The sequence below is a fragment of the Roseovarius sp. YIN77 genome (assembly GCF_057219155.1).
Genome location: NZ_JBXVVI010000002.1, coordinates 270,382 through 291,348, shown reverse-complemented (window position 1 = coordinate 291,348; position 20,967 = coordinate 270,382). Strand labels below are relative to the sequence as shown.

Below are 20,967 nucleotides of genomic sequence, written 5' to 3'. Positions count from 1 at the left end.
TTGACTTATCAGTCAATCGAATTCCAGGGCCTGTGCCCCCGCGCGCGCAACACCCCCGCTATTGGTCGAGAAGTATCGAAGCAATCCGCAAGGCGTCGCGCTGCAACATGTCGAAATCCGGCGCCTGTCTACGCACCGCATGTTTTAGCCACAGCCCATCAATCATCGCGATAAGGGACGTGGCATAAAAATCAGCCTCTGCATCCCCAAACAATTGACGCGTACAATGGCGGATATTGCTGATCTGACGCCTCTCATAGATGCGCATCAAAGAGGCAAACCGGTCAGAGGTCTTTCCCAGATAAAACAATGCCAACCAAGTAGAGGCAATTTCTGGATCTAACTGCCTGGGATCAAATGACATCTTCAGATAGGCATCAATGCGCTGTCGTGGGTCCACTACCCCACGCAGGACCTTTTCGCTCTGCTGGAAATAGGACCGCATGACATAGCGCATCACTTCATCCAACACGCCTTCTCTGGATTGAAAATGGTGAAACACCAACCCGTTGGATATGCCCGCCCGCTTGGCAACATCTGCAACGCGAAGATTACAGATACCCTGTTCATGCACGATCGAAATCGCGGCCTGAATGATCTGTTGTTTGCGCACCTCAACCGGTTCAAAGCGATTCATGAGCGGGCTCCAAAACTCTGGGCCAGACCATATACAGTTTAGCGCGCCCCGCAAACAAGTGCCTTGACTGAACGCTTAAGCGCCGTACGCCTTATGCCGCCCGGGCCAAGTGGGCGTATCGCCGTGCCGAATATAGCAACGGCTGGGGCCCTGCCTCATAGCGCACATCCACGACAGAGGCGAAAACCACATCATGGCTGCCTATCGTCTGAACCCCGCAGATGCGGCAATCAAAGGCAACCAAGGCACCGCTTAACACAGGTGATCCGGTAGACAGATCACCCCAACCAATACCATCAAACTTTTCCGCACCTTTCGCGCCACCACGTCCGGCGAATATGTCTGCAATCCATTGTTGATCGCGGGTCAGGACATTGACACACAACACCCCATTTCCCATCACCACCTCCCGGCTTGAACTAGCCCGGTTGATGCAAACCAGCAAGGTCGGGCTGCGCGTGTCAGCCGATACAGATGTCACCGAAGTGGCCGTCAATCCGGCGCGACCATGTGGGCCATCTGTGGTAACCACGCTGACAGAGAACGCCAGTTGGCTCATCCCATCGATGAAGGCGCTTCTCAGCGCCTTCGGATCTATTTTAAAATCATCAAACATGGGTCATCCCCTCATTTAGGCTGCCTGACGTGCAGCAGGCTTTTCCTCTTCAACGTCAACTGGTTCCAGGCCAAGGCTCACGCGACCGGTAAAGCTTTGTTGGCGTTTTTCCGGCAGCGGATGGAATTGGGCACCGTGCACATCGCGCAGCAGCCGTTCCAGCCCGGTCTTACGATAGAACCCGGCCCCACCTGCTACTTCCAGCGCCTTTTCAACGGTAATAATCACATGGTTTGCACAGATGGTTTTGCGGGTCAGAACCTTGCTGGCCAGCTCCTCGCTCGGCGCGAAATCAAAGTCATTGCACAGTCGCACCATGTCATCGCGGGCGATCTGGGCCGTGGTCAGCAGGTTTTCCATCTCGCCCACCTGGATCTGTGTGATCGGGTCATCTGCACGGGATTTAGCGCGGTCGCGGGCAATGCTTGCCGCGGCCTCCGCCGCCCCCAGATAGGCCGACATGATCAACGGCATCGCCACAGTCAGGATCACGCTGAAGGCCGGATGATACCCCCCACGCGGCCGACGCAATGCAATCGCCGCATCAGGCACGAACACATCGGTTAGGCGCACAGTCTGCGACCCCGTAGCGCGCATCCCCATGACCGACCAATCATTCATGATCTCAACGCCTTCTGACGACATTGGTACCGGGAAATGCAACACAATCGGCCCATCGACGGGGTCATCACAAGCACAAGAGGTCACCAGAACATTGCCGCAGGGCGATCCGCTGGCAAAAGGTTTTACGGCGGTGATTTTGTATCCACCATCGACGCGCACGGCGGTCCCGTTTGATCCCAGCCAGTCATTGGCACCGGTGCTGATCAGCTGCAGGTTTCCCGCCACGACCTTATCGAGCAGCGGACGACCCGGCCGGCCGGCCTTATCATTGGCCACAGCGGCAGAGACCAGATGCTGATGCATCGACAGGGCCAGCGCGGTCGACGGGCACAGGTGGCCCAGTTTACGGATGAATTCGCACATCTCGGTATAGGTTGCCTCGCCACCGCCGTATTCCATCGGGATCACCGCTGGGAACAAACCGGCCTCTTTGATCAGGGCATAGTTGTCACTGATAAAGCCGTCCGTGGCATCCAGCATCGCGGAACGTTCTGCAATCGCGGGGCCAATATCGGCCAGTACAGCATCAAGATTAATAGGGGTTGTCATGATCATATCCTTGTATTTCATTAGGTTGAATGATGGTCAGCCGCCTGAATACGGCTGGTCCTGTCACGATTGGATGTCTTCAGGGGTAAAGATTGAAAACTGCACCAGGCGGCAGGTATTTGGGCCCGGTTCGCCATCAGCGCGTGCCGTTGCGGGCATCGGGGCGGGAATGCTGTCTTCCATACAGCCACCACGATAGCTCGACAGCATGTCATGGGCGCGGCCGTCCAGCACCGGACCGTGATCATTGATCACCAAATGCACCTCTGCGGTTGCACTATCCATCAGGCCTGCGCTGAACCAGGCGCCGCTCAGCGCACCCTCGGCTTGGTAAAAATTGAAATCAGCCGCGCCCTCTGCATCTGCGATGACGCCACCGGCATAACCCACATCCGCCTGCACGGTTTCAGTGCGTTTCAGTACGTCTTTTGAGGTGCATTTGCCCTCTTCGCACTGGGCCGGATCATTCACCACGACCAGCCACATGGTATGGACATTTCCGGGTGTCAGGCCGGTGGTCGACATGTTCACGAACAACCCGTCCGGGTCCGTCATCATCCGGGCCATCCCACCATCAACGGTGCCAACTTCACCCTGCGACGGATGCGTTTTCACCCCGCTCGTCCGCATTTCTGCAGCACTGGCCAGACTGGCTGCGGCAACGATTGCAGAGGCCGTCATGGCGCAAAAAATAGTCTTGTTCATCATTTCCTCCAATATCTGATCCGGGATCGCCCGGCACAGTCACTGGTTAAAACGAACCCACCACCGCAGGCTTGTTGCACTGATGTGGTAAATCTGTGCTAAACTTGAAAAACTCTGAGGAACCCGGATTTTCACATGATCCACTACGCCCTGGGCGACATCACCATTGACCCGCGCACACGGGAATTTCGCAAAGGCCAAGACACCCTTCGCGCCGAGGCACGGGTGTTTGATCTGGCCTATCTGCTGGTATCCAACCATGAACGGTTGGTTACAAAACAGGAAATCGTCGATGTGGTCTGGGACGGACGCGCGATTTCGGACAATGCGATTTCGACCGCCATCAAAGATCTGCGCAAAATTCTGGGCGACGATGGCAACCGGCAGTCGATGATCAAAACCATTCACGGTCAGGGCTTTCGCTACGTCGCACCGGTTGAAAACATCTCTCCCGCCGCGACCAACCTGCAACCCGCCCTACCCGGCGACAGGCCATTGCAAGAGGCAGAGGCCCCCTCGCTACGCGGCAAACCGTCAATTGCGGTTCTGCCTTTTCAAGACATGTCCGCCGCCCCCAGCGGCTCGCCCATCGCCTATGCGATCCCGACAGAGCTGATTTCGACCTTTTCGCGCCTGCGCTGGATCGCCGTCACCGCCCGGGGCTCCTCTTTCCGGTTCAACGGCTCTGATGCGTCGCATCAAACGATCCGCAATTTGCTGAACGTCGAATATATGCTGACCGGCGCGGTCGAGATTTTTGAACGCCACCTCAATCTGACAATCGAACTGTCCGAAACGCAGGACGGCCGCGTCATCTGGGGGGACCGGTTCACCGGATCGCTGGACGACATTCACGAAATACGCAGCCAGATCTCCGCAGCCGTGGTCAGTGCGTTGGAAATCCACATCCCCGCCCACGAAGCAGGCATCGCCCGCACCCTGCCCGCCGAACATCTGGACGCCTGGGCGCAATATCATCTGGGTGTCCAGCATATGTACCGGTTCAACCAGACCGACAATCACATCGCCGCCGGGCATTTTCGCCGTGCCATCGAAAAACAACCCGACTTTGCCCGCGCCCATGCCGGGCTGTCGTTCACTGCCTTCCAGAATGCCTTTCTAAACTATCGGCCAGATCGGGATGAACAGGTCAAGGCCGCCGTCGCCCATGCCGAACGCAGCATGGAACTGGACGCCTACGACCCCTTTGCCAACTACAACATGGGCCGCTCCTGCTGGATCACCGGCGAAATTGACGCGGGCACCACATGGCTGGAACGCAGCACACAGGTGTCTCCAAATTTTGCCCAGGGCCATTATGTCGGCGGCTTGATGAAGATATTGTCAGGCCAGGGCGCCGAAGCCAGAGCGCATACAGGCCTTGCCCTACAACTCAGCCCGCTTGATCCGCTGGGGTATGCGATGATGTCATCTCAGGCCATGTCCTACATGAATGATGGACAGTTTGATGACGCGATCCATTGGGCTGAACGCGGCGCAATGGCACCTGGGGCGCACTTTCTGGTGATGTCGACAGCGGCAATTGCCAACGATCTGGCAGGCAACACTGAACGCGCAGAACAATGGATCAAAGACGCGCAGGCCAAAAGCGCAACCCGCATTACCCAACGCAGTTATTTCAACGCGTTCCCCTATAGCAGTACCGACAGCCGGACGCGCATCACCGGCGCATTGACCCGGCTGGGTATAAAATGATGGCGGAAAAGCATCGCTGAAGGGCAAAGCGCAGCCTTGCCCGATTTCAGCCTCGACCCTGCCCAAAACTCTGGCCATATTGCGCCGGCAGGCCCGGAAAACCGGCCCGCTTTGACAAATAGACAGTGGCAAAACATCCCAGAGGACCAGATGAGCACTCTGATATACATTCTGAACGGCCCCAATCTGAACCTTCTGGGTCTGCGAGAGCCAGAGATTTACGGAAGCGAAACGCTTGCCGATCTGGAGGCCGCCTGCCGCGATGCCGCAATTAATCTGGGGCTAGAGGTCGAAACCCTGCAATCCAACTACGAGGGTCAGATCATCGATTGGATCCATCAGGCCCGGGACAAGGCCGCCGGGATCGTTATCAATCCCGCCGCGCTGTCCCATACCTCTGTCGCCATTCTGGATGCGTTGAACATGTTCGACGGACCGGTGATCGAGGTGCATATCAGCCAGATTCACAAACGCGAATCTTTCCGCCATCATTCCTATGTCAGTCACCGTGCAGATGCGGTGCTGGCCGGAACCGGCGTGCACGGATACGTGTTGGCGCTGGAGCATATGAAAAAACGCTTGCAGGGCTGATCTTGGGCTAGCATCCGCAATGGGCGGGGTCAGCCCGTTCATCCGGGCTGATTACCTCTATTCGTTCAGTCTTCAGTTTGGCCGCCAATGTCCACGGTCAACCCATCTGATCCGATGGTCAGCGGGCCGGACCAGACGGGCCGCAATTCAGCGATCCAATCCTCAGCCGTTACTTCGGGATCATCTGCGGGCAGCAAATGGTGCAGAACCAGATGCCCGACTTCAGCCTGCGCGGCCAATTGCCCGGCCTCTGACGCCCAGGTATGGCTTGCCATCAAATGCTGGCGCAGCCGCGGGGCGTTGGGAACCTTCTTGATCAACCGCTCCACCCCTTTTGGCAACATGGCCTCATGCACCAGGACATCCGCGCCTTTGGCAAAATCAGCGAGCGGCGGGAAAAAGCACGTATCGGCTGAAAACACCACAGACCTCTTCACTCCGTCAAACCGCAACGCATAGCATTCTGTCACCGGCGGATGTTCAACCCGCAAAGAGGACACAGAGATTGACCCAATCTGTGCGACAGGTCCTTGCGAAAATTCAATCACTTCGATCATGTCTACCAAAGGCGGCCTGCCTTCATCCTCAATCCGAATTTGGTAGTCATAGTCCATCGAGGATAGGAACCCCGCCCAATACCCCGCCGTTCCAACCGGACCGTACACTTTCAACGACGTTTTCATCCCAGTTGTCCAAGCCGTGTATAGGTATGGCCCAAGCTCCAGAATGTGATCGGAATGCAGATGTGTGATGATGATTGCCTGCACATCCAGAACCGACCGCCCCGCTGCGACAAGCGCCCGTGTCAGGCCGATACCACAATCGATCAAAATGCACGTGCCATCCAAATCCAAAAGACTGGCTGTCGGCATCGCGTCAGGATGCCTGACCGCAGGCCCGCCCTTTGTGCCCAACAGGGTGATCTGATCACGCAATACGTTGCCCTTTCTGACAGCAGGCGCGAAGGGTTGTTGTGCTCACATCTGCAATGTCGTTGGCTTTGCCAAACAATATCCTTCAATCTCGCCTAGTGGCAGATTGCCCGCAATCCCTATTTCAGGCGACACCGGATTACTGGAACACCAATTTTGACAGTGTTTCTGGCAAATTTGGTCTCAGCACCAACAATTGGTCCTGCATTTGTTGCCCCAGATTATAATCCGCCAATCTGACACGCAGGGCCGAAGCTGTCCCAACCCCGCGCAGGGCAACGCCATCGGTGGGCGCCGTAAGGTCTTCGACGCTCTCTGGCTTCAAATCCACGGAAATCACCACTTTGCCCTCTTGTCCACTGACGGCATGCGCCACTACACCCTGCAGCACTGGGGTGCGGTGCCAACCGCCAAGCAGGGTCAACTGCACCTCCAGTCCAGGTTGCATCAGTTTGGCCATCTCCATCGGGATCGTAAAATTAGCCACGAAAGAGGCCCGGTCCGACGGGGTGATTTCCAACACTTCAGCAGCCTCCACCAAGCTGACCCCAGCCTGAACCGGTCTGATCCGGTTGACGCGGCCATTGTCCGGGGATTTCAAACGCGGCGCCTGCAGGAATTGGGCTAAAACCGCACGCTGGTTCATGTTTTGCGCGATACGCTCAGACAGGTCGCGGCTTTTTTCAATGACTTCTTGCTGATACCGTATACGTTCATCATCAGCCAGATCATCCAGTGCAGCGATATGGTGATCCAGAATATTCCGAGACAGCGCCACAGACAGCGCCATACGCAATCGATCCGCGCGATCGGTTGCTTCCGGAACGTGGCGAACCAGCAGGGTCAGATAATCCTCAAACAGCCCGCGACGCTCATGTAATATGCCTTTGCGCACAGCGACTTGTGCTTGCGCGGTCGCGCGACCGTCCTGTTGTCCGGCGCAGTCTTGCCGCGCAATTTCGGCCAACGCAAACAATTCCGAACCGCGTTCAGATACTGGCTCTGGCCTCACTTCCAACCCTAAAATGCACGAGCGAAGTGTGACATCTGCAAAGATCTGTCGTTCGATCTCCTCCAATCGCGCCTCCATCGCAGCGACATCCAGCGTTGCTACTGTCTGCCCTGCCCTCACTTCCTCGCCACGTTCGACCAGAATCTGGTTCAGATAAACGCCCGCCGGCAGCGCGATTGACACGGGATTGCGGGCGGGCCGCAACTCCCCCGGGAAGTCCCGATAGACGGGCAAATAAATACCTGTCAGGACAATTATCAGCCCAATACTCATCGCGGCCACCATGCCCGTGCCGCTGATCAACCACATCAGACGCGACCAGGCAAAACGCCCCCGGGGGACAGAGGCATAGTCTGCGTCAGCTCTTCGTCGGCGCATTCCCTGACCTCATCTGCGATTTGGTTTTACGAGGATCATAGGTTTCAATCCTGACGATCAGTTCGCGCCGATCCAGTTCGGCGTTTGTATCAACCTCAACGGCTTCTTGCATAATCCGGGCCAACGGTGACAGTCGCTGCCCCTCTTTGGCATTTTCTGATTGCTGACGTACCGCCTGCATTTGGGCCGTTCCGACTGGGACGTCGCTGTCTTGTAGACGTAAGATGCAGTACCCTTCAAAATGTTTGAACTGAAAGCTCAGGCTTTGCTGATTCACATCACTGACTCCGTGACAGGAAAAGGCCAACAGTTCAGAGCCAATCATGCAAACTTTGCGCCGGTTCGCCTCGTCGCCTTCGCGTTTGAAATGCGACCTGATCCAGTTTTCCAGGTTTTCTTCGGTCTCCAGCCGCCGCGCGCCCACAAACCGCATCCATCCCGCCGCCAGCCGGGCGCGCGTGGCTTCTGCCTCTCCATAATCCACAATTCGCCCATCCTGCAGGATGATCAGACGGTCACAGCGTTCCAGCATGGCCCGATTTTCGGTGACAACCAGAAACGACCGGCCCAGTCGGGTTTCGTGATCCATCCGCGACAGCAGTGCCGAAATCTGTTTGTCAGAAAACCCATCCTCGGGCCGATCCATCAGGTAAAGCGACGGCGCAAACAAAAATCCACGGGCAAAGGCCAACGCCTTTTTCTGCATTTCAGGCAGGCTGGATACATCGGGGGCGTCACATATCTGTTCAACCAGATCATTGGAAAACACCAGTTGTTCCAGATTGCGCTTTCCGCGATCCAGCGCAAAGCTATCCTGAAACCCGGACAGATTATCACGCCCCGTCCCGCTCAACGCAATTGGAACAGCTGGAAAATACACAGACGGAACGGCCTGACGCCGCGCTTGGCGGTGCCACAAATCGTGCTCGTTGATCCGAATATGGCCACGCAGCTCTAGCCCGGACAGGCCAAAGGGATCACTGATGGCCCGCAACAACAACGATTTACCCGCACCGCTATCGCCCAAAACTCCGGTGACCGATCCAGGCGGTACATCAAACGACACTTCGGACAACAACATCCGGCCCGCCTGCTGATGAACACTCATGGCTCGAAGGCTCAGCCCTTCGACCGGTGTGTCCTCCTCTGTCATCTGGACCGCTTTGACAACGGCAGAGCTATTGGTGACCGGCGCATCCTGAAAACGCGATCGTAGATGGCGTGTCGCGGCATCAGTGGACCAATACGTGATCAACGCGACCGCCGGCAGTGCCGCCGCCGACAATATGCCCTGAGCAATCAAAAAACTGCAACAACCCAACGAGACCAGAACACCCAACCAGACCGCAGCGCGATGCACCGATATGGCCAATCCATGTTCGCGCCGACGGCCACGCGACAACTTATGCCCGATAAAATCCCGCCCCGACAGAATGGATACGGCCTCTGCCTTTGTATGATCCCAGGCGGGCTCAGTCGTGCCGTATTTGGATACCCCCCACAATCCGGCCAAAGAAACGGACAAGCCGGCAATAACACCCAATCCCAAAAGCGGATGCACCAGCGCCAGCGCGATGAGAACAACCGCCGCCAACCCCATCTGAGCACGCCGATAATACTTGGCACGAAGATCCCTGAACCCGGCCAGTGCCCGCGTATGGCAGTAGTCCAAAATCACCGCTCCGAACAAAGGCACGACCCCAACCGCGATCAACAGTGGGGCCAGGATCAGTTCCCCACGTTGCGCAACAAGCGTGTCAAAATAAACCGCCGATACTGCAATCGCCAACACACATAGCCCGGACAGAATCGCAAAGACCGACGACAAAACCCCCGCCCAAACCGGGGCCGATCGATCTGTCATTTCAATGACGATATGGGGAACTTCCTCTTCCATTACGGGGGGAAGCATTGGCTTATCTGGTGGTGTTTGGGTGCTGCTCATATCTCGTTTCCCGTTCTCCACACTGGGAGCCTCTGGATACGCACTGGGGATTAACAGACTATTATCATTGAAAAACTTTGGATTTCGAAATGCGATACGAGTTCTCGCTTTGTTAACTTTCCGATGGCTATCAAGAAGGGAATCGCGAAAAAATCGGGCAGTTATTCATGACAAAGATGGCAGGAAAATCACGCAAGTCCCTTGGATTTGGCATGATGTCGCTCGTCATTGGCGTTGTGGTTGTTGGTGGCGTCGCGTGGTCCGCCGGGGCCATCGCCCGCACAATATTTCTGGCACAGGAAGAAGAGATCATTCCCATCATCGCCGGGGGGGATCTGGATAATATTCCTGCCCTGATGCGGGGCAACCTGCCCTCTGTCACCACGCGCATGGTGCAGGGCCGTGATCCGCGTCCCAAACCCCTTCGCATGTGTGAAATGCCAGAGGATTATTTTGACAAGCTGGATCGTGGTGTGGATCAACCCACGGGTTACACCCGCCGCAATGAATATGTGCGGCGCTACCGGGATCGGCGCGGATTTCTGTCCGAACGGGAAATGCGCGCTGCACGCGTCGCCTGGCACTACTTTGAAAAGTTCACTCAGGAAACTACCGGGCTTGCCAATTCGGTAGGCAACTACCCGTCCACCACCATGTGGGACACCGCATCCTATATCGCGGGGGCCGTTGCCGCCTATGAATTATGTATCATCGAAAAACCGGATTTTGATCAACGCATGATCCGCCTTTTGACCACGATCAAAGGGCTGGAACTGTTTCGCAATGAAATGCCCAACAAGGTGTATCACACCAAAACCGGGGCCAAGGTGGATTACACCAATAAACCTGGCGAGATCGGGTTTTCTGCCCTAGATATCGGGCGGTTTCTGGTCTGGATGCGGATCTTAAAAAACCGTTATCCGCATTTGGGCAACACGGTGGATTCGGTTCTGCTGAAATGGGATTTCAGCAACACGATCAATGACGAAGGGCTGATGTTCGGCGCTTATGTCGACAAGGAAACCGGCGAAACCGTCTATGCCCAAGAGGGCCGCCTGGGATATGAGGAATATGCCGCCAAGGGCTTTGCCCTATGGGGGTTTCGACCGATCCTGGCCCATCGGGCGGAGCCATTTCTGACCGCGTCGATCTATGGTGTACAGGTGCCCTATGATGGGCGCGACCCGCGCATTTTCCACTCTCAAAACTACGTGGTGACTGAATCCTACCTGCAAGACGGTCTGGAACTGGGCTTTGACCTGCCCCATGACGATTCCAGCCCCGAATGGCTGCATTCTGATGGTTGGCGCGCAGAATTTGCCGACCGCATCTATCAAGTGCAGGAAAACCGCTGGCGCCGTACGGGCTTTATGACGGCGCGCTCCGAACACAATGTCAAAGGCCCCCCATATTTCACCTATGACACCATCTTTTCAGATGGTTATCCGTGGAACACCGTCACCCCACGCGGCGACTACGTCCCCGACCATGCGGCTGTCGCGGCCAAGGCTGCCCTGGGTTTGTGGGCCTTGTGGGATACCGAATACACAGATGTTTTGTTTGAGGCGATCATCGAACTCTACGATCCTGAAAACGGCATGTATGAGGGGCTCTATGAACGCGGTCAGGGCCGGATTGAGATCTTCACGGCCAACAACAATGGTATCATCCTGACCTCGCTCTTGCACAAGGTGCAAGGCACAATCCTGACACCATACCTTGGTGATACAGAGGTCTGGTACACCGCGTTTCGTGATCAGGATCTTCGCATCCGGCGCAAATACCCCGATCCCCCGCAAGAGTCTGACTGGCTTCCGGCCCTGCGGCACTCGGTTCAGACAAAGGTGGATTTCTGATGAAACAACTTCTTCGCCCCATAATCATCGCGGCCGCCGGTCTGGCGCTTGCCCCAATGACGGTCGCCCAGACGGCCAACACGACGGATACCAGCTTCACGCCTGAAAACGCCATTTTGGACACGTCTGTGCTCTTTGCCATCGGCGCACATGAGGCCCGGCAAGAATTGCGCGGTTCTTTCGGATGGCCCACGTTTCAGGAAGGCCTGGTCGAGGGCGTTTATTTCCGCTTCGATCCCGATGGCTATGCCCGGTTCGCCCCCACTCCGCGTCTGGATAGCGATGTGTTCGAGGTGATATGCCGCCCACGCACCTTTACCTGTATGGGGCGCAAGGGCATGATGTCCGTGATCCTGACCCCCCAAGGCCAACCGCAACTGGAACTCGATGGGGCCAGCCCCAATGATTTCTTCTATGTCGCGGATGGCGTGTCGGAACTGCAAATTCCCGGTCGCGTGTTACAACCGCTCGATCCACATCTAGAGGCTCTGTTGTCCGCTGGCGGCGAGCTTGTCGCCCGTCGCGGGCTGGAAAACGAAATTGACCGTGTTTCGTTGACCGGGTTTTCCGCCGTTGTCACCTATCTGCGCTGGATCAATGCCCGTCAGGATTATTCTGTGTTGCCGCGCAACTGGCCTGTGCCAAACTCTGTCGCAGATCCGGCCAATTCAGGCCTGACCCAAACAGTGGATTGGCGCACCTCCCGGCCACAGCCCCAGAACCAGCCAATCCTGGCCGCCAGCCAATCGGACCCGGCAAACAATGCCTATTCCGAGGTCGCCGAGGTCCGTCAGGAACTGGACAGCCTGCGTCAACTACTGTTGGGACGTGGTGCGCAAAACCTGACCCAAACAGCGAATACATCTCAACCATCGGCCCAGCACGACCCTACATCTGGCGACATCCAACAACTGGAACAGGTGGCCGCACAAATCATGCAGGATCTCGAACGGCTTAAATCGCAACAGCTGATCCTGACGCGCGACCAGATGAACCGCGTATCAGACCCTCAGAGCATGACGAATGGACCGGCCCACACCACCGTCATCGAAGCGATGGCGGACACTGGCGAATCTGATGCCGGTCGCATGTCGGACCAATTGGAATATCTGATGACCGAAATCGGCCTAGATGCCCAAACCGCGCTGCTATTGATCCAACTTCGCGACTCTCAAGGCGACTCTACCACCGCCATGCCTGTCCTGGCTGATCCGACAGAACCACCGCAATCCGATGCAGTGGAACTGATCCTTCAGGAATTACAAAACCAGCTAGATCCGGCAGAGATCAGCGCAGAGGCACGCACCGACCAAACGGCCACCACCGATGTTTCTTCACAAGACTATCAGCTGTTGTCGGATTACTTTGGCTCGGTCTTCACGCTCACGGCAGAGGAAGAGGCGACAGTTCAATGATCCGACTCTCACGTTGATCAACTTCGCACCGGCACAAGAACCTCTGGCAATAGCAAGGACGATCGCGACCATGGAACCTGCCGACCCTCCGTTTCGCGCAACACATATAGCCGGATCAGGCGTGCGAGCGCCTCAATCTCCAGCCCCTTTTGCGTCAGCCCAAACAACAGCGCTTCGGCAAACGGGCTTCGCCCCTTGGACCCGTCAAACGCAGGCGCCCCAAACTGCGAGGCATAAAGGATAAACTGCCCCGCACCCGCATCCGGACCAGCGCGGTCAGCAGTCTCAGCCATTGGTGCATGCGGAATCTCCCGGCACGCATCCACAAAAAATATGCGCGAGCGGATACGGTCCCTGACCGCCATATCAAACAAACTTAGCGGAACAAAACCAACCATAGGGCCCGCGTCCGGAACCACCGCATCAGCGGCGGCAATCCGCACCCCCTGCCCGGTCTGAACGCCGTGCGACGCCAGATAGAAAACCACCCGATCCATTCCTGACGCAGACAGCCGAAACTCTGCCAAGGCGCGCAGTAGCTCAGACTGAGTCAGATTGCGATGAAGCCTGACCTGATATCCCAGCGTCGCCAACATCTCTGAGACCCGTTCAGCATCAGCCACTGCATTCCGCAATGTTGGCAGATGATCAAACCCATCGCAGCCACAGACAAATGCAGCTGTCTTGGTGGGCTCAACATCGCCGGCGCGCAACGCACCTGCCGCCAGCGATACACCTCCCACAGACAGACCTGCTTGCGTCAGAAAATCCCGCCGACGCATCTATGAACAGCTGCCGCCATCTGTCGGTTTTGCCAGCATTTCAACACGTCGGTTCAACGGATCAGTTCCAGACATGTTCGGAAGGGGCTCACCCTCGCCCTTGCCCACCGAACTTATGCGTGCTGCGTCCATGTTGCGTACGCCGATCAGATACAACTGAACGGCCCGGGCCCGACGCTGCGACAGCGCCAAATTATGGACCTCTACCCCCGACGTATCGGCATGCCCCACGATACGGAGGCATAAATCCCGCGTCGCATCCGATCCCAAAACCTCTGCCAATTGATCCAGATGGCTTTGATAGGCCTCTGTGACGACATCAGAATTCAGTGCAAACCGAATGAAATATCCTGCCTCTTCAACAAGACCATCAGAGTCAGCAACCGCCACGCTACGCGTCTGGCCCAAATCCGCTGGTTGCGGGCATCGCGCATCAGTGGCTTGGGTGAACGCGCGCAAAATCGCACAATAGTTAGATGCAAGCGGCAACTGGACGACATCCGCCGCAAATGCCCCGCTGGCCAAACAACAGGCCGACGCCATCAAAAACAGTCGCATGGTGATCTCCTTGCCAATCAATACACAGGCAAGATTGAACAACCATGCTGAAGATTTCGTTTCAAACGCCTAAATATTTTACCATAACATTCAGTTTTTTATTAATATTTTTCGTTATTGTGCCGATTTGGAAATCATTACTTAAGCCCCGCAGCCCTATGGTCGGCCTATGTTGAATTTTACGAATTTTCAGACATATCTTTCACCCGTGCATCGCGTTGCGCGCGCAGGGATGTTGGTCGTGCTGATCGGCGCGGGCTGCGCGCCCGTGGACCCTCTACTGGCCCCCGATCATGCGCAACCCATCACCCGGCCAGCGCGCAATTTCACTTCGTTCAGTGGGGCGTTGCGTTGTGTCGACGATCTTTTGACTGATAAAAACCGCGCGCCTGTCCTGATCTCCTCGACCGATATTCCCGACAGCACCAATGCCGTCCGTGTCGGGGCTGATGATATGTTGATCAATGCGATCAACCAGATGACCCGGCGCAGCAAATCCTACATTTTTCTGGATCAGGCCATCGTAAAAGATGGAGGAGAGTTGGACCTTCGCGTTGTTTTAAAAGACGACCCTGCCCGCCCACGATACTACATCCGCGGCTCGATCAGCCAACTGGATCGCGACACCGTCGATGACAGTTTTTCTCTGGGTGGCAAAGACGGCGAGGTGACAAATACCGGCCTGACGGGCACACGCATTGGTGGGGGGCAAAAGCTGTCGGTGGTTTCTGTCGATCTGCATCTTGTCCGCTACCCCTCCAGGCAAGTGGTGCCCGGCCTGTCGGTCGCCAATTCTATGATCGTGGTGTCGCGCAACCGAAACCTGTCGGCCACGGGCCTGATCTCGATGACCGGTCTGGATCTTTCCCTGCGGGTCAACCGCGTGGAAAGCAATGGTCAGGCCGTGCGTAACTTGATCGAACTGGGGGTGATTGAATTGCTGGGTCGCCATTCCGGTGTGCCTTACTGGGCTTGCCTGTCAGACCCTTCCACCGATCCGCAATCCAACAGCGTTGCTGAACATGAGTTCACGCAGCGCGCCCATCCCCAAACTATTGCGCAAGCTCAGGTTCAATTGATGCATCTGGGTATCTTGCAAGAACCCTACGAAACCGGTCGGCTGGATCATCCAACCCGAGCCGCCATTGCCGATTTTCAAGCCCGCGAACGGCTGATCGCCAGCGGCACGGTCGACTTCGACACTTTGCAGAGATTGCGCCAGCTCGCCCCGCGATCTGCGCCAACAGAAAACACCACCCCGGTAGCGCAGGCGCCAAAGTCAAATCCGACCCCACCACCAAGCCCCCCTCAGCCCGCGTTTAATTCTGATGACGGCTATCTACCGCTCCATCTAGTGCTGGGGCCTGCCGAATCCTGAATTCAGCGCATCTGCCAAAGCGGGCCATGTTGCATGTAGTGGATCGCCTCCAAAATCACCGCATTGGTGTTCAGCGCATACACTTCATTGGCCAGCCCCGTTGCCTCGTATCGGCCTGCTTGCCAGCCATTATCCGGATCTGCCAAATCCGCAATCTGGTCTCGCATCAACGCAGTGTAATCTGTGTCATACAGCGCGTCCCATCCAAACACCGCCTTTGTGCTGATGATGCGCAATTCCGGGTGCTGTGTGCCATCTTCGGCCATCACAGCCCAGGCGGAGGCATTGCTGAAAACCGATGAATACAGGAAATAGGGTGCCTGATCGATGTGATCTTCGGACACCATTGTCGGCACGCCAGTTCTGTCAAATCGGGCCTCTTGCGCCCGATAGACGCGGTCGGCCAGAACACGTGCCTCCCCATCCAGCCCCAATTCCAAACCCTGCAACATATAGGGTTCGCTCAATGTCGGGGTGATCGCGCCAAAAGCACTGGCCGTGCGCAGATCAACGGGTACATCGATGCCGGAAACCTCTTCCCATTTCAGCGCACGCGTGGCCGATATCGCCTGCAACACATCCAAACCCCACAATGCCGCCGCGCGTGCGCCGTATTGCTCATACCCCAATCGCCCCTCTTGGCGGTAAACTGTCAAATCTTCCTCCTCAAGCGCACCAACCAATTGTCCATTCTCAACCAGCGCATCCAAATCCCACTGCGCCAAAAGCTGACGAATTTCCGCGCCATAAACCGGGTGCAAGCGTTCCAAAATTCGTAGTGCCGACAGCATCCGCGCCACATCCAGCGCCGACCACCCAACCCCGATTACACTGGCAGAGTTATCGTAATCCACCATGTTCAGACTGCGCGTATCATAGGCTTTATTGGGCAGTCTCCCTTCATACAGCGGCAAACGTTTCAGTCCGTCCAACACACGGTCTATACGATACTGAAAGACGTCATCTGATATGATCTGAAGCTCTTTAGCCGAGATCAGCGCCAGAACATAAGACCCCTGATCCCACAACGTGGTCGAGGGAAACCCCGCCACGGAATCAACCCACCCCGTTTCGGCCCGCGTGTTATTGGCGAAATAGGCCCAGGCAACCTCCGCCGCCCGCCGATCCGCCGGGGATAGCGCTTTGGGCGGTTGTGGCATATTAACCGGCACGTCTGTCTGGCTAAGCGCCCCGCCCTGTGCGCGCAGATAATACTGGGCAGACCCATCATACCCAACCGCCAGACCTGCGGCCAACACCAAGCCCCCCAGAAAGAAAACACTGGATCGATTGGGCGAAACTCTCTCTTTTTCAGCCATTTACTCCTCCTGCGGCACAAATGTTGCCTCACCCAACGCTCTGGGTTGCCAACGCGCCGCAATCAGCACCCGCCCAACGCAGGTGATGTTCCAAAACAGCCAAAACATGTTGACCGCCAAGAAGGGCGTTGAATAATTTTCCGCCCCGCGCAGGAATTGCGATACCCCCCACAGGCCAGAGCCAATCATGATCAGAACCATGATCAGGCTGGGCAGGACGTGGCCCAGGCCTGATGACAGGATTGGTATCTTTGGGGTGGGTGGAAAACCCGGTCGAACTCCCCGCAAAACCTGCCACAATGCCCGCGCCCTCAGCGGCAACAGACAAATGGCCAGGGTGCGCCCGGCATTAACGTCATAGCCTTTGCAGGCCACGATCATGGCCAGTTCATTCACGATCAGAAGCGGCAGCATATGGGCAAAAAATGTGACCGAATACGCCTCGATCGGGGCAATCCCCGTCAACAGCGATACAACCGGCGCAAACAATAAAACAGGCACCCACAGGATCATCAGATATGACCAAAATGTCGCCGCATAATGCAGTTTGATCCGCCACGGCATCCCAGGTTTGAACAATGGATTGGCCCGCAGCATGATATCAAAGGTTCCCGCCGCATATTTCAATTGTTGGGTTTTCCACGCCTTCATCGACCACGGCGACAGCATCTTTGCCTCCACTTGCGGGTGATAGACCGATCGCCACCCGTCGCTGTGATGATGGATCGAAGTGTGAATATCCTCTGACACGTGATAGCGAAACGGTTCCATCTCGCTCTGCGACAACAGCCTGCGCATCTGCTCACGCTGGCGTCCGCCACCGCCATGTGTCGTCATTGCCGCCAAAATTTCCCCCTGCCGTTTCAAGGCATTGTCAAACACCGCCTCGCGCCGGTGGATCGACGCTGCCCCGCAACAAAAAGACCCGCCATGGCGATTGCGTCGGCGTTGAATGACGTCAAAAAACAACATGGGGTCGCACCGATAGGGATCAGAACCACATCGAACTGATCCCGTAATCCAGGTCAATATGGGGGCCAAATGGGCCGCCCATCCCCCGACGCAACCACGCAACCAATCAGACCACGGCTGTCCTGGTGGAAGGTCATAAAACCAATGGGGCGTTTGCACCCAGGCAACTTTCGGATCCCGAAAATACCCCAAGGTATTTGCCAAAAACCCTGGCAGAACCCGTGTATCCGCATCACAAATAGCGACGAAATCCCCACGAGAGCCAAACAGCGCATTGCGTAGGTTCCCTGCCTTGAACCCGCGATTGTCAGGTCGACTGTGATAAATCGCGCCATAAGCCCGCGCCAATGCGTGCATTTCCGGGCGATTGCCATCATCCAAAAGATGAACTTTCAAGTTGATATTTGTTGGCAGCACCAATTGGCCCACAGCATCCAGCGATGGCCTCAAAACCTCCACCGATTCGTCATAGGTGGTGATAAACAGGTCGACCTCGATCGGATCGTCCCCGAAAAAACCCAGGTCCTGACGATCCACAGGGATTGGGGTTGGATGGCTATCCCCTTCATCCCAAATATCATGAAAAAACAACACTGTGCCGATAAAGCATAAAGTTTCCGCCACAGCCACGGGCACTGCGAACCACAATGCGTCGGTGTTCAGCGAGCTCATCCAACGCCAGTGCAAATACCATAAGCCCAGCCCGATGGTCATCCCGGCCAACAGATGCCAAAGATGAGCCCGCGCTCTGGTGAATGCCACAATCCCGGGGGGCTGGCGGTGATCAAATTGGTGGAAATAGGGAACCTGCATAAACGCCGAGCGACACCCGTCTAATAGTTATATATAAGATTCAATGCTTTATGAGCCATTATTGGCGCGCCTGATATCCTCGACCAGCGCCTCCACAATGCTCAGAACCGCATCATATTCGGAATGATCCGGGTGGGCTGTGTTGGGCTTTGCCGAAAATGACCACACGCCGACGGACAGTTTGGTTTTCAGATCACGTGTCAGCAATGCCGTTTGGCTAAGGCTGGCGAAAACCGAATAGGTATACTCACAGCCCCCCTCTGGGTCGGTGTGCGAGAAAAACACGCTCAACTTGGGTTGCCCCGGCAGGCGCGCGGCCTCTGCCGGTTTTAACACGGCAACCCCAACAGATTTCAGTTTCCGTTCAAACTCTGCTTGCAACTGGGGGCCAAAATCCGCACCAAAACCCGGCGGCGGGCGCATGTTGCGCAGGTCAAGCCCAATCCCGTGCACCCCCCGCAGCGCATCCACCGGATCGGACAGAAACTGGCGTTCGGCCTCAAAGGCGGTCAAGCCGGTCGTCGCCTGCCGCTGTCCCGCGCAGATATTCGGGGCCTCTGGGTGCTGCGCGGCCCGGATCGCTGCCGCCTGATCCTCATCGCCGATACCGAACATCCGGTTCAACCACTCGATATTGTCCGGGCGAAACATACGGCTTGAATATCGTCGCTCAGGGGCACAGCTCGCCCCATCAGGGCAGGCCGCCCCTGTCAGTGTGATTTCTTCCCACAGGATCCAGAAACGATCCTCTGGCTCTGCCACAGACGTTCCCACGCCCAAGGCGGCAATCACACATGCAGCCACGACACCACGCAGGGATGAACGCAATGCCCGCCTCATGCCAATCGCCCCATTCTGGCAGGCGCAGGCGCATCTGCCCATTTCACGCAGTCCAATGCGATACGCCGGTCGCCGCGCTCTGCAGTAGATCGGTGGGATACGGCCCAATCGCCGCAGGCGACCACACTGTCTGCCAGTGCCCCATTGCCCAATTCTGTTCCAGACAGGATCAGACTGTTGCGCGCCAGACTGCGGTTTTGAAGTACGGCCCCGGAACCAATAGCGGAAACCCCGGATATCGCGGCCCCTTTATGCACCCGCGCGCCCGCGCCGACATAACAGGCCCGCCCGATCGTGGCGCGCGATGCCACCTCAGCATCGGGGTGCACCCAGACATTTTCCCTGATCTGCCGCCCGACAGGAATGATAGCAGGGTCCGCGTTGCACAAGACCCGCTCCACCAATTGGAAATATCCCTGCCAATTGTCGACCAAGCAGGGGTCACGCCGTTGTGCCGCGCCCAGATGCGTCTCTGCTATGCGTGGGGTATGGGCCAGATCATCAATATCTGCCTGATTAAACACATAGATCGACGCGTCCTGCGGTCCCCGCAAAGGCATCCGTGTCAGACTGGCCCCGGAATTGCGATGCCCCTCCAAAATCGGCGACAAATCAAAATCCACCAGCACGTTGGCGGGGCAGATCACCACTTCGCGCGCCGACAGATTTCGGATTTTCCGCATCATATCGAATATCTGCGTCACGCCGAACCCCTCTCCGCCACTGTCGGGCGCCTGTACCAAGGTCAGGGCAACTTGCGGCAATTCCGCCGCCACATTTCTTGCGACACAGGCCAAACGGTCCGCCTGATCCGTTTGCAACAGCGTCACGTTTCGCACCCCGGCACGCGCCAGATGGTCAAGCGAATGCTGAACCAAAGGCTTACCCACCACATCCAGCCCCCAGGGTGAAATTTCGGCGGGAAACAGATTGCCGCATCCGCCCCCGTCACACCTTAACATAACCTGCACGCCACTTTGCCGACAGCGCTGAAACTCTGGTGCCGCCAGTGCGTCATCAATTTCAGGATAAAGCGGCATCGCCCGTTCCAGACCCAGCCGTTCTAACTGCCGCAGAGCGCCACGCGGCATACCGCAATAGCCAAGAGTCAGTCGTGGATTAAGCGCCAGCAGCTCCACCAATACCGCCAGACCGCTGCTGGGTATCCGACCTGCGCGCGACAGATCGATGATCACACCGGATTTTCCCTGCGCCTCTGACCGCGAACACAAGTCACGCAAAGGCCCCAACATATCTGAACGCAAAGCCCGTCCGTTCAGTTGCATGACCGCAATCCCATCGGGCTGCGGCCCAAGATTGATCAACATC

The 20,967-nt window shown here is 56.6% G+C and carries 18 protein-coding genes; 5 read left to right on the top strand and 13 right to left on the bottom strand.

Annotated elements, in window-relative coordinates; translation table 11 throughout:
- Positions 1-58: 58 nt before the first annotated feature.
- The 4 genes from betI to AC2D8P_RS05155 all read right to left on the bottom strand — a co-directional run bounded on the left by betI (position 59) and on the right by AC2D8P_RS05155 (position 3,131).
- Entirely contained in the window at positions 59-637 is a 579-nt protein-coding gene (gene betI / locus AC2D8P_RS05170; protein ID WP_484701074.1) for a transcriptional regulator BetI, read from the bottom strand.
- 91 nt (positions 638-728) lie between these two features.
- The gene (locus AC2D8P_RS05165) at positions 729-1,253 is read right to left on the bottom strand and encodes a flavin reductase family protein (RefSeq protein ID WP_484701073.1); all 525 of its coding nucleotides are present in this window, start codon (positions 1,251-1,253) and stop codon (positions 729-731) included.
- 15 nt (positions 1,254-1,268) lie between these two features.
- Positions 1,269-2,426 (bottom strand): acyl-CoA dehydrogenase family protein, encoded by a 1,158-nt coding sequence (locus AC2D8P_RS05160; protein WP_484701071.1) that lies wholly within the window; start codon positions 2,424-2,426, stop codon positions 1,269-1,271.
- A 63-nt stretch (positions 2,427-2,489) separates the two neighbouring features.
- Positions 2,490-3,131, bottom strand: a complete 642-nt coding sequence (locus AC2D8P_RS05155) for a hypothetical protein (RefSeq protein ID WP_484701069.1) — start codon at positions 3,129-3,131, stop codon at positions 2,490-2,492.
- A gap of 135 nt (positions 3,132-3,266) precedes the next feature.
- Between AC2D8P_RS05155 and AC2D8P_RS05150 the strand changes: the two genes are divergently transcribed.
- Both AC2D8P_RS05150 and aroQ read left to right on the top strand, forming a co-directional pair.
- A complete protein-coding gene (locus AC2D8P_RS05150; RefSeq protein ID WP_484701068.1) occupies positions 3,267-4,847 on the top strand; it encodes a winged helix-turn-helix domain-containing protein in 1,581 nt (526 codons plus the stop codon).
- Positions 4,848-4,997: 150 nt separating this feature from the next.
- Positions 4,998-5,438 carry a type II 3-dehydroquinate dehydratase gene (gene aroQ / locus AC2D8P_RS05145; protein ID WP_484701067.1) on the top strand — a complete coding sequence of 147 codons (441 nt, stop codon included), beginning with the start codon at positions 4,998-5,000 and terminating at the stop codon, positions 5,436-5,438.
- A gap of 65 nt (positions 5,439-5,503) precedes the next feature.
- Here aroQ and AC2D8P_RS05140 read toward each other — a convergent pair whose 3' ends face one another.
- From AC2D8P_RS05140 to AC2D8P_RS05130, 3 genes are all read right to left on the bottom strand, one after another.
- The gene (locus tag AC2D8P_RS05140) at positions 5,504-6,373 is read right to left on the bottom strand and encodes an MBL fold metallo-hydrolase (RefSeq protein ID WP_484701065.1); all 870 of its coding nucleotides are present in this window, start codon (positions 6,371-6,373) and stop codon (positions 5,504-5,506) included.
- A gap of 136 nt (positions 6,374-6,509) precedes the next feature.
- Positions 6,510-7,760 (bottom strand): HlyD family secretion protein, encoded by a 1,251-nt coding sequence (locus AC2D8P_RS05135; RefSeq protein WP_484701064.1) that lies wholly within the window; start codon positions 7,758-7,760, stop codon positions 6,510-6,512.
- Positions 7,741-9,672, bottom strand: coding sequence for an ATP-binding cassette domain-containing protein (locus AC2D8P_RS05130; protein WP_484701062.1), 1,932 nt, complete (start codon positions 9,670-9,672; stop codon positions 7,741-7,743). The genes AC2D8P_RS05135 and AC2D8P_RS05130 overlap by 20 nt, the downstream gene beginning before the upstream one ends.
- A 200-nt stretch (positions 9,673-9,872) precedes the next feature.
- On the opposite strand from AC2D8P_RS05130, the gene AC2D8P_RS05125 reads away from it, so the two are divergent.
- Both AC2D8P_RS05125 and AC2D8P_RS05120 read left to right on the top strand, forming a co-directional pair.
- Positions 9,873-11,561 carry a DUF3131 domain-containing protein gene (locus AC2D8P_RS05125; protein ID WP_484701061.1) on the top strand — a complete coding sequence of 563 codons (1,689 nt, stop codon included), beginning with the start codon at positions 9,873-9,875 and terminating at the stop codon, positions 11,559-11,561.
- Positions 11,561-12,976, top strand: a complete 1,416-nt coding sequence (locus tag AC2D8P_RS05120) for a hypothetical protein (protein WP_484701059.1) — start codon at positions 11,561-11,563, stop codon at positions 12,974-12,976. The genes AC2D8P_RS05125 and AC2D8P_RS05120 overlap by 1 nt, the downstream gene beginning before the upstream one ends.
- A 17-nt stretch (positions 12,977-12,993) precedes the next feature.
- Here AC2D8P_RS05120 and AC2D8P_RS05115 read toward each other — a convergent pair whose 3' ends face one another.
- Entirely contained in the window at positions 12,994-13,758 is a 765-nt protein-coding gene (locus AC2D8P_RS05115) for a caspase family protein (protein WP_484701058.1), read from the bottom strand.
- A complete protein-coding gene (locus AC2D8P_RS05110) occupies positions 13,759-14,316 on the bottom strand; it encodes an OmpA family protein (protein WP_484701056.1) in 558 nt (185 codons plus the stop codon).
- A 169-nt stretch (positions 14,317-14,485) separates the two neighbouring features.
- Here AC2D8P_RS05110 and AC2D8P_RS05105 point away from each other — a divergent pair, with 169 nt between their 5' ends.
- Positions 14,486-15,694, top strand: a complete 1,209-nt coding sequence (locus tag AC2D8P_RS05105) for a peptidoglycan-binding domain-containing protein (protein WP_484701055.1) — start codon at positions 14,486-14,488, stop codon at positions 15,692-15,694.
- Between the two features lie 2 nt (positions 15,695-15,696).
- Here AC2D8P_RS05105 and AC2D8P_RS05100 read toward each other — a convergent pair whose 3' ends face one another.
- The 4 genes from AC2D8P_RS05100 to AC2D8P_RS05085 all read right to left on the bottom strand — a co-directional run bounded on the left by AC2D8P_RS05100 (position 15,697) and on the right by AC2D8P_RS05085 (position 20,966).
- Positions 15,697-17,013 (bottom strand): DUF3131 domain-containing protein, encoded by a 1,317-nt coding sequence (locus AC2D8P_RS05100; protein WP_484701054.1) that lies wholly within the window; start codon positions 17,011-17,013, stop codon positions 15,697-15,699.
- Complete coding sequence (locus tag AC2D8P_RS05095) at positions 17,014-18,657, bottom strand: glycosyltransferase family 2 protein (RefSeq protein WP_484701052.1); 1,644 nt, start codon at positions 18,655-18,657, stop codon at positions 17,014-17,016.
- A 189-nt stretch (positions 18,658-18,846) separates the two neighbouring features.
- The gene (locus AC2D8P_RS05090) at positions 18,847-19,638 is read right to left on the bottom strand and encodes a hypothetical protein (protein ID WP_484701051.1); all 792 of its coding nucleotides are present in this window, start codon (positions 19,636-19,638) and stop codon (positions 18,847-18,849) included.
- Positions 19,635-20,966: a glycosyltransferase gene (locus AC2D8P_RS05085; protein ID WP_484701049.1), complete on the bottom strand. Its 1,332-nt coding sequence runs from the start codon at positions 20,964-20,966 to the stop codon at positions 19,635-19,637. The genes AC2D8P_RS05090 and AC2D8P_RS05085 overlap by 4 nt, the downstream gene beginning before the upstream one ends.
- Position 20,967 lies beyond the last annotated feature (1 nt).

Coding starts and splice junctions, on each gene's coding strand:
- AC2D8P_RS05150 (WP_484701068.1), top strand. CDS start 3,267: ATGATCCACTACGCCCTGGGCGACATCACCATTGACCCGCGCACACGG.
- AC2D8P_RS05165 (WP_484701073.1), bottom strand. CDS start 1,253: ATGTTTGATGATTTTAAAATAGATCCGAAGGCGCTGAGAAGCGCCTTC.
- AC2D8P_RS05120 (WP_484701059.1), top strand. CDS start 11,561: ATGAAACAACTTCTTCGCCCCATAATCATCGCGGCCGCCGGTCTGGCG.
- betI (WP_484701074.1), bottom strand. CDS start 637: ATGAATCGCTTTGAACCGGTTGAGGTGCGCAAACAACAGATCATTCAG.
- AC2D8P_RS05130 (WP_484701062.1), bottom strand. CDS start 9,672: ATGCTTCCCCCCGTAATGGAAGAGGAAGTTCCCCATATCGTCATTGAA.
- AC2D8P_RS05125 (WP_484701061.1), top strand. CDS start 9,873: ATGACAAAGATGGCAGGAAAATCACGCAAGTCCCTTGGATTTGGCATG.
- AC2D8P_RS05160 (WP_484701071.1), bottom strand. CDS start 2,426: ATGACAACCCCTATTAATCTTGATGCTGTACTGGCCGATATTGGCCCC.
- AC2D8P_RS05110 (WP_484701056.1), bottom strand. CDS start 14,316: ATGCGACTGTTTTTGATGGCGTCGGCCTGTTGTTTGGCCAGCGGGGCA.
- aroQ (WP_484701067.1), top strand. CDS start 4,998: ATGAGCACTCTGATATACATTCTGAACGGCCCCAATCTGAACCTTCTG.
- AC2D8P_RS05105 (WP_484701055.1), top strand. CDS start 14,486: ATGTTGAATTTTACGAATTTTCAGACATATCTTTCACCCGTGCATCGC.
- AC2D8P_RS05095 (WP_484701052.1), bottom strand. CDS start 18,657: ATGAGCTCGCTGAACACCGACGCATTGTGGTTCGCAGTGCCCGTGGCT.
- AC2D8P_RS05100 (WP_484701054.1), bottom strand. CDS start 17,013: ATGGCTGAAAAAGAGAGAGTTTCGCCCAATCGATCCAGTGTTTTCTTT.
- AC2D8P_RS05115 (WP_484701058.1), bottom strand. CDS start 13,758: ATGCGTCGGCGGGATTTTCTGACGCAAGCAGGTCTGTCTGTGGGAGGT.
- AC2D8P_RS05135 (WP_484701064.1), bottom strand. CDS start 7,760: ATGCGCCGACGAAGAGCTGACGCAGACTATGCCTCTGTCCCCCGGGGG.
- AC2D8P_RS05085 (WP_484701049.1), bottom strand. CDS start 20,966: ATGTTGATCAATCTTGGGCCGCAGCCCGATGGGATTGCGGTCATGCAA.
- AC2D8P_RS05090 (WP_484701051.1), bottom strand. CDS start 19,638: ATGAGGCGGGCATTGCGTTCATCCCTGCGTGGTGTCGTGGCTGCATGT.
- AC2D8P_RS05155 (WP_484701069.1), bottom strand. CDS start 3,131: ATGAACAAGACTATTTTTTGCGCCATGACGGCCTCTGCAATCGTTGCC.